Annotated in this window: 13 protein-coding genes and 1 pseudogene; 3 read left to right on the forward strand and 11 right to left on the reverse strand. The window is 44.7% G+C overall.

Features of this window, described 5'->3' with window-relative positions:
• Positions 1-454 precede the first annotated feature (454 nt).
• Positions 455-1,729 (reverse strand): hypothetical protein, encoded by a 1,275-nt coding sequence (locus tag C1752_RS08055; RefSeq protein WP_110985553.1) that lies wholly within the window; start codon positions 1,727-1,729, stop codon positions 455-457.
• Between the two features lie 834 nt (positions 1,730-2,563).
• On the opposite strand from C1752_RS08055, the gene C1752_RS08060 reads away from it, so the two are divergent.
• Positions 2,564-2,872, forward strand: a complete 309-nt coding sequence (locus C1752_RS08060; protein WP_110985554.1) for a transposase — start codon at positions 2,564-2,566, stop codon at positions 2,870-2,872.
• A 2-nt stretch (positions 2,873-2,874) separates the two neighbouring features.
• A pseudogene (locus C1752_RS08065) lies at positions 2,875-3,417 on the forward strand (transposase).
• Between the two features lie 41 nt (positions 3,418-3,458).
• Here the strand turns inward: C1752_RS08065 and C1752_RS08070 are convergent.
• The 6 genes from C1752_RS08070 to C1752_RS08095 all read right to left on the reverse strand — a co-directional run bounded on the left by C1752_RS08070 (position 3,459) and on the right by C1752_RS08095 (position 7,394).
• Entirely contained in the window at positions 3,459-3,638 is a 180-nt protein-coding gene (locus C1752_RS08070; RefSeq protein ID WP_110985555.1) for a DUF8622 domain-containing protein, read from the reverse strand.
• Between the two features lie 52 nt (positions 3,639-3,690).
• Positions 3,691-4,257, reverse strand: a complete 567-nt coding sequence (locus tag C1752_RS08075) for a hypothetical protein (RefSeq protein ID WP_110985556.1) — start codon at positions 4,255-4,257, stop codon at positions 3,691-3,693.
• Between the two features lie 70 nt (positions 4,258-4,327).
• The gene (gene nudC, locus C1752_RS08080) at positions 4,328-5,176 is read right to left on the reverse strand and encodes an NAD(+) diphosphatase (RefSeq protein WP_233501456.1); all 849 of its coding nucleotides are present in this window, start codon (positions 5,174-5,176) and stop codon (positions 4,328-4,330) included.
• Complete coding sequence (locus C1752_RS08085; RefSeq protein ID WP_110985558.1) at positions 5,143-5,565, reverse strand: DUF4332 domain-containing protein; 423 nt, start codon at positions 5,563-5,565, stop codon at positions 5,143-5,145. Before C1752_RS08085 ends, nudC begins: the two co-directional genes overlap by 34 nt.
• Before the next feature lie 10 nt (positions 5,566-5,575).
• Positions 5,576-6,550: a TraB/GumN family protein gene (locus C1752_RS08090; RefSeq protein ID WP_110985559.1), complete on the reverse strand. Its 975-nt coding sequence runs from the start codon at positions 6,548-6,550 to the stop codon at positions 5,576-5,578.
• Positions 6,551-6,599: 49 nt separating this feature from the next.
• Complete coding sequence (locus tag C1752_RS08095) at positions 6,600-7,394, reverse strand: diguanylate cyclase domain-containing protein (protein WP_110985560.1); 795 nt, start codon at positions 7,392-7,394, stop codon at positions 6,600-6,602.
• A 336-nt stretch (positions 7,395-7,730) separates the two neighbouring features.
• Here C1752_RS08095 and C1752_RS08100 point away from each other — a divergent pair, with 336 nt between their 5' ends.
• Entirely contained in the window at positions 7,731-8,570 is an 840-nt protein-coding gene (locus C1752_RS08100) for an MBL fold metallo-hydrolase (protein ID WP_233501457.1), read from the forward strand.
• Between the two features lie 47 nt (positions 8,571-8,617).
• On the opposite strand, the gene arfB is transcribed toward C1752_RS08100, so the two are convergent.
• The 4 genes from arfB to C1752_RS08120 all read right to left on the reverse strand — a co-directional run bounded on the left by arfB (position 8,618) and on the right by C1752_RS08120 (position 11,628).
• A complete protein-coding gene (gene arfB, locus C1752_RS08105; protein WP_110985562.1) occupies positions 8,618-9,031 on the reverse strand; it encodes an alternative ribosome rescue aminoacyl-tRNA hydrolase ArfB in 414 nt (137 codons plus the stop codon).
• 194 nt (positions 9,032-9,225) lie between these two features.
• Positions 9,226-9,438 carry a type II toxin-antitoxin system HicA family toxin gene (locus C1752_RS08110; RefSeq protein ID WP_110985563.1) on the reverse strand — a complete coding sequence of 71 codons (213 nt, stop codon included), beginning with the start codon at positions 9,436-9,438 and terminating at the stop codon, positions 9,226-9,228.
• Positions 9,435-9,641: a type II toxin-antitoxin system HicB family antitoxin gene (locus tag C1752_RS08115; RefSeq protein WP_110985564.1), complete on the reverse strand. Its 207-nt coding sequence runs from the start codon at positions 9,639-9,641 to the stop codon at positions 9,435-9,437. Before C1752_RS08115 ends, C1752_RS08110 begins: the two co-directional genes overlap by 4 nt.
• A 412-nt stretch (positions 9,642-10,053) precedes the next feature.
• Positions 10,054-11,628 carry an RNA-directed DNA polymerase gene (locus C1752_RS08120; protein WP_158535041.1) on the reverse strand — a complete coding sequence of 525 codons (1,575 nt, stop codon included), beginning with the start codon at positions 11,626-11,628 and terminating at the stop codon, positions 10,054-10,056.
• Positions 11,629-11,760 lie beyond the last annotated feature (132 nt).

Genomic DNA, 11,760 nt, shown 5'->3' on the forward strand with positions numbered 1-11,760 from the left:
GCAATGCTGTACAAATGCTGAAGAGTTTTACATGCACCACTTATTTTCTGCTAAGCCAGCTTAAACTAAGCGCGGCAGCAAATCAGTAATTAGCTGAGGAGTGCAAGGATCGAGGAGCATTCCAGGCACATTAACGAAACTAAGCTTAGTCTTTGTTTTTGCCTACATTCCGCAGGCAAGAGAATTCTGTGAAACCCTTGCCAATGAAAGCTTTAAGCCTGGTCTGAGCAAAATTATTTTCCCACCCTAAGAGACAAGCTCTTGTGCCATAGATCCGCCCACAATGACTTTCTATTCTTGCGTCTGGCCAATCATCGATCCGCTACGTCATCCAACTTAAATCGAGTTGACAGAAAAACAAATAGTACGAACTAAGCTTTGTAGCTTTATTCTAGAACTACTTACTTATCGTGTTACGAGGGCAGGTGCGTATAGCAACAACTAAAATCTATTTTTAGACAGCTTGACAATCATTTTTATCAGTATTTGTCAGCCACACTTCTACCTGAAAATATTCATGCCCTCCTTCCTCTCCACTTTCAACACTTATATTCTCATCAACTCTAAATTCTGTTGAGATATCATTTTCTATATTAGTCTTTTGCTCTACCTCCTCTATATAATTTCCCATTGAGTCTTCCAATTCATCAATGACTTTCTTTGCATATTCTTTATCTTTACTATTTGTATAAAGACGAATTAGATTCTCGCAAGAACTACCATTAGAGCCTTTGAAACCCACTTTCGGAATCAATAAATCATTCTTGAAGCTCAAATCCGCGCCTTCCCCTTTAGTAAAGTAGCGATGCAAATGCTTGTAAAATTTATCATTTAATTTTTCGCTTAAATATTTAAATGTACTTGAAGACGCAAGCTCATCATCATGATAAAAAATCAAAAACACTTTCTTCTTGAAAGTAGCGACAATTGTTTGCCTAGCTAGTTCATTCTTTAAGTCAGAATCTTGATCATCACCCTGGCTTTTACTATCCGGATTAAGTAAACTTATCAACAACAAGTACAAGAAGTTATTATGTATTAATTCGTAGCTTTCATCAGAAAATTTAAAATCTTCGGATTCACCTAAATATGCTAAAACTGAATCCAGTTCATCTTTATTGTTATTTCGAAGATGATTAAGTAGCTTGTCAAGGTATTTTGCAGTTCTTTCATGAACTTCAACCACCAAGTCAGCATCTTCAATAAATGAGTGAATTTCGATCAATCTTTGCTCAAAATTATAACGATATAGAACATTATCATTTTTATCAAAGTTATCACTATTTAGGAAGTTATTTATCTCATTTTTACTTGTCTTCCTGATCGCTCTTCCTGTTCTATTTATTATTCTTCCTGTAATATCATAGTTCAACAAAAGATTCTGAAAATGGCTATAATAATTATTGTCTGGGATCTCTCCACCAAGTCCAAACGCGGCCAAACTATTATCAAGCGCTAAAAGCGCAATATCTCTCTCTGTACTATCATTACGAAGAGATTCAATTAAATCTGTCACAACCTCTGTAGTTCTAAACCTACTTTCAATAATATCCATTCTCTCTGATATTTCATGCGATATAAATGCATTGTAAAGTCCTAAGATCGCAACTGCAGCTGTTGAGATAGCCGCAAAACCAGAAGCAAAATGGTTAAAATTCCGAAGAAATTTTTTAGTAAATAAAGTTCTTTTTTTCTTGGGGTTAGAGACTTTTTCTTTAAGTAAATTCATAACAAATACTCTAACTTAGACCATATGCAAAACGAAAACTTAATCCTATAAATGCATTCATTAGAATGCATTTATAAAACCTTAAAATCAATGGCAATGCTCAATTCCATATGAATCATAATGGCATCCATATTCGTTAGTATCACCACTGTGAGAGAAACTATGCTCAGCTTTAAATAAGAAGACAAAAGAGAAGAAAGCCAGTACTAAAACAATAGAATACAATCTAATAATTTTCATGTCTTAACCTCTCAGCACCAACAAAAATTCAGCAAGAAACAAGAGTCTATAAAAAGTCTGCCTCTTTATTCCTTTACAATACATTCTTCGGGAATTTTATTAACTATCTACAGCTCTGCTGTCTAACTGTCAGAGAGTAAAGATTCCTTTACGCAAATAAAACGTAAACTTATACAAACTTTACTCCAGGAGAAGCAAATACGGCATTAGCAGAAATGGATATATAGTAAGAGTTCAGCGGAATCTGCAGAATTCAATCATTATCTATTGCTTTGATGCAGGATAAAATAGGGGATATTTTGCATTTGACAGAGAAATAAAAAACATTGAATTCTCGTTAGAAAGACTTGAAGCATTGAGTATCCTAATATGCAAAGTTGTGGTCTTTTGTTTTTGTCAAGATTCTTTAACAGCCTTTCTTCAATACTGAAACTAAGCACCCAGTGATAGCAACCCTAGTTGCCAGAAATTGATGCTGAAAACTGCATCCTCCAGAGCAAGCGATAGCCAAGTCTTAAAGCAACACTTATAGAACCCATTTGATATCTTTTTGTATTTGGTTCAAGGTACTCAAAACTGTCCAACCAATACACCATGACGTATTCGAGCAGCCTCACCGACAAAGAATGGGAAATCGTTGAACCGCTGTTACTCCAGCTCTTACCTGCCAAGAAACAGACGCGCTCTTCCCACTGGACAAAGCGAGAGCTCTTTGATGGGATACTCTATCAACTCAAAAATGGTTGTAACTGGGCTGACCTCCCCAAAGACCTTCCCCCATACTCAGCGGTCTACTGGCACTACAAGCAGTGGCGAGCCGCAGGGGTGTTGGAGACGCTGATGAATGTTTTACATCGACACGTTCGCCAACAGGTTAAAAAAAGCCCAAATGGACGAGGTTAATCATCATTGATTCCCAAGCGGTGAAAAATACCTGTAATGCCAGTGTGACCTCGAAAGGCTTTTGTTTTTACAAAGCCACCAATGGCATTAAAAGACATCTAGCCGTTGATACCCTTTGCTTTCCTTTCTTTACGCACTGCACTGCGGCGAATATCTCGGATGATGCAGGATTGATTGAGATGCTGGCACTCAATATCGACTATTTCAAGTCAAAACCCGTTAACATCCCGAAGATCACTATTTTGCTAGATCATGGCTATCACATTGACCATTTGACAGCGGCGTTAGATAAAATTTATCCCCAGATCATGACGAAAATCAAGTTTGAGCTTTCAACAAAACCGTCTAAACAGGAGAAGGTCGCGCAAGGGAAATATGGCTTTGTTCTGGCTATCGCTCGGTGGGTGATTGAGCGCTCCAATGCTTGGATGGACAGATGCAAAAGTCTCACGAAGAACTTTGAGTGAACCTTGTCGAATGCGACAACCAAAATCAACCTTTGCTTCGTCAGGCTAATGATTAAGAGGCTTGCAGACTCTGCTTAAGATCTCAAATGGGTTCTATATTGAACTTTGTATATAATCTCTCATTTTTTGTGAGCTTTCCAGGTGCCGCCATAGACGTAGTGCGGGTTGTTCTGCCGCACAATTGACCAGCAGAGATCGCAAACAAACTGCCACTGCCCTGACTCATCGAACTGCACACGATAAAGGGTGTTCGCGGATTTGCAGCAGCGATCGCAATCTTTCTCACGCTTCCGACCCATCTATGTATACGCCCCTATATACATAGATGCTACATCTAACCTTGCGTGCCCCTTACCGTGCAAACTCTTCTTGGAGAAGCTCTTTACCCTGATAAATTGCGATTGATTTTGGCGTGACCCAATACTCATAGCCATTTTCTTTAATGTAGTAGCCGCTATCCGACAGTAAAGCGGGTAGCTCGGCCTCAGAGCCAGAAGGCAGATAGGTGCCGTGATACCGATAGCTACCGTTATCATCGCAAACGGTCACTTCATAGGACTCTGTATTGAGTGTCAAAAGGCTCTCCTGCTCGCCTGTACACTTACTTTTAGGTTCACTGGCTGCATCCGCCTGAGGTGGAGGTGAAGGGGCCGCATCAGAGCCGTCAGCCGCCGTTCCGATGGCTGTAGAGCCGGGTGCATTAGATTGAGGTGCAGACTGCTGTTTCGTAAGAGCAGGGCTGGGAGAGGCGGTGGTCACCGGTTGATTGCCGGAGTTGAGGGAGTCAAAATTGACCTTGCCGCTGGGGGTGTAGGGCACATCTTCATAGGGCGGTTTGGCCGTGCAGCCCGATAGAATCAGATACGCGACTGTACCGCAGCAGCCTGCTTGCAATACTTTATACAGCGTTAAAAACATCTTGTGATCAGGAATTTATTGTTAGTGTGCCCTGCAGCACCCTTTCACCTGACCTTCACCGCCCTCAAAATCACAGATCAAGAGAGACAAACCAGTCGATCATTCGCCGCGCAATACTGGCCTTAGACGGGATATCCGGTAGATTGCGCTTTGTGAACCAAGCCGCGTCCGCGATCTCGGCGGGTTCCGGCGTAATTTCACCGCTGACGTAGGTGGCCGTAAATCCAATCATGAGAGAGTTCGGGAACGGCCAAGGCTGCGACCCAAAGTAGCGAATATCCTTGATCTCAATGCCGACTTCTTCTCGTACTTCTCGAATCACCGTTTCCTCCAGCGACTCACCGGGTTCAACAAAGCCCGCCAGAATGCTGTAACGACCGGCAGGGAATCGATGGGCACGGGCTAACAGTAAGGCCGGACCCCGAGCAATCAGCATAATCACCGCCGGAGACAGCCGAGGATAGAAGACTAGACTGCACTTGGGGCAGCGTTTAGTGCGTTCGTGGGGTTGTTGAGTTGTTGGCGTTGCGCAGTGGCCGCAGTACTGATGGGTGCGGTCCCATTCTATGATTTGGTAGGCTCTGCCTGCGATCGCAAACGCTTCATCGCTCAACACCCCATAAAGTCGCCGTAGCCCCTCCACCTTCATCCCCTCAGGTAGCTTACCTTCAAGCGCTAGTTCAGCAGAGTAGCAGGGCCGTCCGTCCAGTTCTCCTAAAAACTGAGTGCGAACCGGCGTTAACTCTGGTAATGCTGAACCAGTGGGCAAAACAACGGACTCACCCTGCGTTTGCAGCAGTAGCTCGCGTCCCATAAAAGCAAACCACAGAGCTGATTCTGAACGGTCTTGAGGCGATTCAACGCCGGGAACAAACGTTGATGGCATCACCGCTGGATTAATCGGGCCTGCTGGATCCACTGTGTTACCTCTCCCACCGTCGGACATAGCTCTCTTTTCTGTAGAAGAGCCACCTGCAAGCGCAGCAAATTTTTATGGAGCCTAGAGGCTGGCATCTGTGCGAGCTGCGCACAGGAGCTAACGCCCGCATGCAGCAGCAAGCCACAATACTGCATCCCAACACCTGGAACCTGAGCGAGTTCAGCCAGAACAACCCACTTCGCTAACCGTTGGGGGTGAACCTGGAGCGTTGCCGCAAGCTGTTGTTTAGGTGTTGAGCGAGCTGCAGCCAGCAAATCACCCGTACTGGAAATACCGTGCTGCTTGAGAGCTGTCAGATCTGGTTTATCAAGACCCGGCAATTGCTCAATCGGCCAGCTCGCGCGCCGTCGCGTTGGGGGAGATGCCATCCGTTAACCGTCACAACTGATCTGCACTATACCCTTTATCCTCTAAGAGCTGGAGAACGTTGTTGTCTCCCACCAAATGTCCTGCCCCGACGACAACAAGATAATCCTCTTCTTTCTCGAGCAGCGGCACCAGTGTTTGCAGCCAGTTCTGATTGCGATCATCAAAAAGCTTTGTTCGCATCTCGGGGTATTGCTCAAAACTCTCGAAGAGCAGATCTTCGATTGTGGCTAAATCACCCACCTTCCAGGCCTGCACTATATCGGTAATGGAATTACCCAGCGTATCGAGTTCCAAAAGCGTCTGCTGCACATAGTCATCCTGGTTGGATGGGTTGAGAGCATCAAATACGCTAATCTGATCTGCAATTGTCTCCAGTGCTGAAATCTCTTTCCCATCCTTTACTGCCCGATCATAGTAGTGACGGTCAACGCCATATTGGGCCTGGAACCCAAGCTGATTCAGCTTTGTCGCGAGTAGAGAAAGCGAGAAAAACCAGGGTTCAAACTGCGCCATTGCCTGAATGGGCAAACCCGCCTCTGCAGCCTTTTGCTCAGCAAGTTGATAGGTTTCAGGACTCAGCACTGTCTGCAGCGTTTCACCATTGCTCAGAGTCGCTTTCTTAAGCATCAGCTGCTGGACTTCCGGTGACTGGGCCTCGTTGAGATCGACCTCAAAAACCAACCTTTCTGCGTCTTGATAGGCCGTTTCCAGGGCCGCAGGTAGCGGATAGTCTTTCTCCTGCAGCAGGTGAACGGACCCAAGTAAATACAGCGTATTTTGAGGAGACTCAATAGACCAGAGGAACACCTTACCGGTTTGTAATTCACCCGTACTTTGCCCTTGCGCTTCAGTTTGAGACTGCTCTGCATCGGTTTGGGCGAGCTTCTCCGTACAGGCGGCTGTGGTTAGCAGCACCGCAGCCATCACAGCCACCTTTGTGAACTGGCCCAGAGCAATAGGTATAAAGCGATCGTAAGTTTTCATCAGCTAGGTGTTAAGGAATGGGCTGTAGTGTTGTGGTGCTCTGCACCGACTATCTTTGTGACTGGAGTGATTGTTCAGCCGCTTCAGTCAACGTCGTCCAAGAAGACTCTGAGGTGGGCGTTGTTCCAGCAATCCCTGCGTTCAGCGTTAGGTTGCGATGGGATATTGCATCACTCTTCGCTAAATTTTCCAGCACCTTTTTCTGAATGGTGCCTGCAAGCTGGGCTGCTGCAGCCTGGGGTGTATTGGGAAGCAAGAGTGCAAAGGTGTTGTCTTGATAGCGAGCTACGAGGTCGGCAGAACGTCTCGCCTTGGACTTAATAATGGCCGCAATTTGGCGCAGGCAGGTATCCGTCTCTTCATCTCCTTCGCCAACTTCATTAAGCATCAGTCCATGAACCTGAAATAAGATCACTGAGAGGGAATTTTTGTCTCGCTGACCTCTGAGCCACTCTTGCTCTAATAAGGCGTCAAATCGCGCCCGATTCGCAATCTGAGTCACGGTATCCGCCGTCACGAAGCGCTCAAAGAGACTATAGAGTTCTGATTGTCTTAGGGGTGCCGATAGCCTTGACGTTAGCTGCTTTAGCAACTGCAGTTGGGGTGTTTCTGACAACGTATCGATAGAAACTGGCTTCAATAAAGCTAAACTGGCTCGCCAACGATCTGGGTCGTCAGCATAGCGTTCGACTTCATCTACTCGACAGCGCAGACACAAGACAACTTCATCGCCAGCATCTAAGGGACCATCGCCTGTGATCACCCCTTCAATATCATTTAAGGGCGCATCAAAAGAAAATTCTTCTTCCCAGTTGATCTTTGTGTAGTCAAGGACTCGTGGCATCTGTTCTATCTCAATCCGTTAAGGCTAGTTTAGTGCAGAATATTTTCCAGCGAATAACAACGTAATTAAAGGACAAGCGACGCGTCATCTTTTGAGCGGGGAGAGGTCGGACAGGGGCTATTTATGGGCGTTAATCTTTTCGGTTGGTGCAGACCGATTAATATCTGTTAATGATGGGTGGCTGTTCTTGTGCTTGCGATGAGCTGATATCGGTCTTCGACTATCGCATCTTCCAAATAGTCAAACAACACGATCCCCGCAACCATTCTGTATGATGGCATTAGGAAAGTTGCTATCAATTCCAGTGTTCGCTTAGCCCAAAGTATGCACCAGCAAATGACAGTTCGGTTTTGGGGGGTACGCGGGAGCATCCCATGCCCAGGGCCTCATACTGTCCGCTATGGCGGCAACACTCCCTGTGTCGAAATCCAGGTCGGTGGCTCTCGGTTTATTTTTGATGGCGGTACAGGGCTACGGGTTTTGGGAGAAAGCCTACTTGAGCAAATGCCTATTGAAGCCCATCTGTTTTTTACCCATACCCACTGGGATCATATTCAAGGCTTTCCGTTTTTTAGCCCGGCTTTTATTAAGGGCAACTGTTTTCATATTTATGGGACTTTAGGCCCCAACCATCAGACCATTGAGAAGCGCTTGACCGCCCAAATGCTGCACCCTAATTTTCCGGTGCCGCTGCAGGTGATGGCCGGGAACCTTAAGTTTCATAATCTAGCGGTGGGAGAGTCACGAGAGATTGATGAAGTCACCATTAGTAATGCATCGCTCAACCATCCGGGGGAATCTGTTGGGTATCGGATTGACTGGCAGGGGCTGACGGTCAGCTACTTGACTGATACAGAGCATCACTCAGGACAGATCGATCCCAATGTTCTAAAGTTGGCAGATCAAGCAGATATTCTGATCTACGACTGCACCTATACGGATGAGGAGTATCACGAACCTGGCAACGATAAAATCGGCTGGGGACATTCAACCTGGCAAGAGGCGGTCAAGATCGCAAAGGCTGTCAACGCTAAACAGCTCATCCTGTTTCATCATGATCCGACGCATGATGATAACTTTTTGGATGACATCAGTCAAAAGGTCCAGCAAGCTTTTCCCAATAGCGTTATGGCTCAGGAGTCGCTGGTCCTGACCCTGGAGCCAGTGCTTATTTGATGGGGGCGTTCTGTGTCTGCTATTGCCGCGCTCGGTCTTTGGAGCCGTCAGTAGTCAACTTTCCCTCTTAGCGCTTTTAGCCGCCCACGTTTAGTTTTGCTCTCCATTCGTCTTTTTTGAGATCCTTTTGTAGGCTTTGTCGGTCTGCGTTTTTTGCGGGGGATGGCGACGCTCTTGACCAAGGTCTGGAGACGATTTAGGGCTGCTTCTCGATTCTGCTCTTGACTACGATGCTGCTGCGATTTGATAACGATAATCCCATCTTTAGAAATCCGCTGATCGTTCAGCTTCAGCAAGCTCTCTTTATAAAAGTGGGGGAGTGACGAGGCTTGGATGTCAAAGCGTAGATGAATCGCTGTTGCTACCTTATTTACGTTTTGCCCACCTGCACCTTGAGACCGAATGGCCTGTAGCTCAATTTCAGAGCTAGGGATGGATACGTGTTTGGAGATGGGCAGCATGACTGGAAAATTGAAGTGAGTAGTATTGTGAGTGTAGCAATGAGGCTAAGCAACGCATTCACTTGGCTGCGGAATTATCTATTGTGTGTAGTAAATTCATTCGCCGGTGTTTAGATTGAAAAATGCAAGCGATAAGTGTATGACTTGAACATCAGGTGCACTTGCGAGTTAGATGATGCTTTGTACCTATCAACTTATATATCACTAGGCTCAAGTCCAGTTTTTTTAGAAATACGTGACAGCACACGAGGGCCAATTTCTTCTCTGTCATGGAAGGCAAAGACAAAATCCGGCCAGTCGTCACGGGCAAGAATACGGTGAGAACCAGATTGGCGTTTAACGGTCCAGCCAATTTTGAGCAGTGCTGCCAAAACTCGTTTGGATTTAGTGCTTCCCCACTGGCTCATGCAGCATTAAACGTAACGCTTACCAATTCAGGCTGAGTCTCACCACTCTCAATGCGTTCGGCAAGCACACGCAAGGCCAAGGCTTGGACTTTAGCTCTAGCTTCCTCTGGAGTTTGACCATAAAGCATTACCCCAGATAGTTCTGGGATCTCTGCAATCCAGCGCCCATCTTCTTCTTGCTCAATTTCAATATCAAAAATCATGGCTACGGCCACTGTATAACTATGACCATAGTAGCAAGTGCAGCTCTCGCAAGACCTGACAGTGGCTAGTCTGGGGTGCGAGTATTAATTTTTAACAGCATAGACAGTAGAATGTTTCGAGCCTTCTCTGCACTGGCTTGTTATACCAATTCTCTACAGATATGAACTGTTTCATTTTTAAGATCGACCAGCCCATAAGGATTCTGAGCTTTCATTTAGGTCATTTCCCTGGGTAATTGGTATTAGGGCCCAACGAGAGGACGACTTCAGTTTAGGTTCGTAAATAACGGCCAACCATCAGGGGCGTGAGCACTAATCTAAAGTGCTCAACTAGCAGGGGGATTCGAACGTCCCGCTGCATTGTTTGGTTAGATAATAAAATAAAATCTGAATTTAGGATAATAAGCAATTTTTATTGAGAAAAAGGGTTGTTTTTGGCCCAACGAGAAACAGCCAACTCAAGCACATCTAATTGCGGCTCAATCGATCTATACCAATGCTTTCTTGCATCCGAGGGCATACAGCTTGCAGCTGCGAGGACCGCTCTACGTTGCCAGTGGGGGTGTTCAAAAAGAGTCCGCCACTGCGATTGAAACCAATGTCTTTGCTGAGATCGACCGATTGCTAGGATCAGTTTGCGCTTACATGCCTGATCACGTTCTCGATTGTAGATATTGACAAACTGATCTTCATTATCCCACTCACGAGAACTCGTGAAAACCTGCATGATCCACATACGATGGTAAGCTAGCTCACTTACTATTGAATCTTCAAGTAAATCCAATATTCTTGAACCCAGCATTGATCTTTCATCAACATTTAGAAATCTCAAGTTAGTAAAGTATGAAATTATATCGACAAAAGCGGGGATTAAAGATTCTAAATTGTCAAAAATGTCTTCAATTATACCGTCATCTCCTAGCTGCCCTAAACGTCTAAGACAAAATTTGATTACAGGTAAATCGGGCACTTCAGAATCAGCCTCTTCTTGAAAAAGTTCTACAAGATTGAGGGCATCAACAATTTCTTTCTGTTCTAATGTTAGATCATCATATTCAATCTCTTCATAAGGATTTTCTAGTCCCAATTCTTCTATCAAGTTTTGAAAACGCTCATGAAGCGAATCCATCTCTCTATCTAACGGAGTAGCTAAGAATTGTTGGCGAAAATCCAGTGCAGGAAGTATAGCTGTTTTGTTGGGCTGGAGAGAAAGGCCATGATTTCGAAATAATGTTTCAGCTAAAAATGCTATTTGTTGATACGCCAACGTCTCACTAGAGGCAAATATTCGATAGTCATCGTTGAATCGAATAAAATCAACGCCATTGGCTAAGAGCGCTTCGTCAACGTCGGAAAGAGCTGTCTCTGCCAATATTCTTGATGGGGCACTACCAACTGGAATACCGAAAGTTTCCGTTCCATTCCAACCGGACATTAGGCTCATTAGCCCTTTAACATGATTTGATTTTGTGGTCGCAGCACGTAATCCATTTTCGAGTCGATGATGGTAAATACGAGAGTAGAAATCTGATATGTCAGTGGTCGCAACGACACCAGTATCTCCATTAGATAAGAGTTTTGAGCGACACTTTTCCAGAAATTGTCTATATCCAATATCTGGCTCAAAAAGCTGACCTTCTCTCGTTGTCGCCACCCGATAGGAAAACACTCTTTCGTCCTGGGATGATATGCGTCGATCTTCCAAGTCATCTGCAATTTCATAAATTAGTGCAGAATAAACCAAAAAATCTAATGGATCAAGCTGTGTAATTACACGAAATCCATATTTCGCTTTTGGAGATAATAGAGTACGTGCTGGACGTGTACACCATTCTAATACATTTATATCTTTGAGCTTGTCGAGTACATTATCCCAATCATAAGAAATTGCTTGATATTCAAAAGGTGCTGGAAATACGTCTGTATCTCCAAATTCTAAAGCATGAGCTATTGCCCAATTCCAGCTTCGTTCTTGTAATTTAAGCAATAGAATTCCTTAGTTTTATGGCTAACTATGTTTAGGAGGCAAATCGCCTCCTATCACGAACTTGACTGATAGCTTCTGTACCTCTAAAGCCAAGCCGTCACAAGCATAGCAGTTGTACACAAAGATCTGTTT

The organism is Acaryochloris thomasi RCC1774 (assembly GCF_003231495.1).
Classification (GTDB): Bacteria; Cyanobacteriota; Cyanobacteriia; order Thermosynechococcales; family Thermosynechococcaceae; genus RCC1774.

Excerpts from the sequence above, each read along its gene's own strand:
- C1752_RS08100 (WP_233501457.1), top strand. The coding sequence starts at position 7,731 with ATGACAGTTCGGTTTTGGGGGGTACGCGGGAGCATCCCATGCCCAGGG.
- C1752_RS08075 (WP_110985556.1), bottom strand. The coding sequence starts at position 4,257 with ATGTTTTTAACGCTGTATAAAGTATTGCAAGCAGGCTGCTGCGGTACA.
- C1752_RS08055 (WP_110985553.1), bottom strand. The coding sequence starts at position 1,729 with ATGAATTTACTTAAAGAAAAAGTCTCTAACCCCAAGAAAAAAAGAACT.
- arfB (WP_110985562.1), bottom strand. The coding sequence starts at position 9,031 with ATGCTGCCCATCTCCAAACACGTATCCATCCCTAGCTCTGAAATTGAG.
- C1752_RS08090 (WP_110985559.1), bottom strand. The coding sequence starts at position 6,550 with ATGAAAACTTACGATCGCTTTATACCTATTGCTCTGGGCCAGTTCACA.
- C1752_RS08115 (WP_110985564.1), bottom strand. The coding sequence starts at position 9,641 with ATGATTTTTGATATTGAAATTGAGCAAGAAGAAGATGGGCGCTGGATT.
- C1752_RS08060 (WP_110985554.1), top strand. The coding sequence starts at position 2,564 with ATGACGTATTCGAGCAGCCTCACCGACAAAGAATGGGAAATCGTTGAA.
- C1752_RS08110 (WP_110985563.1), bottom strand. The coding sequence starts at position 9,438 with ATGAGCCAGTGGGGAAGCACTAAATCCAAACGAGTTTTGGCAGCACTG.
- C1752_RS08095 (WP_110985560.1), bottom strand. The coding sequence starts at position 7,394 with ATGCCACGAGTCCTTGACTACACAAAGATCAACTGGGAAGAAGAATTT.
- C1752_RS08085 (WP_110985558.1), bottom strand. The coding sequence starts at position 5,565 with ATGGCATCTCCCCCAACGCGACGGCGCGCGAGCTGGCCGATTGAGCAA.
- C1752_RS08070 (WP_110985555.1), bottom strand. The coding sequence starts at position 3,638 with ATGGGTCGGAAGCGTGAGAAAGATTGCGATCGCTGCTGCAAATCCGCG.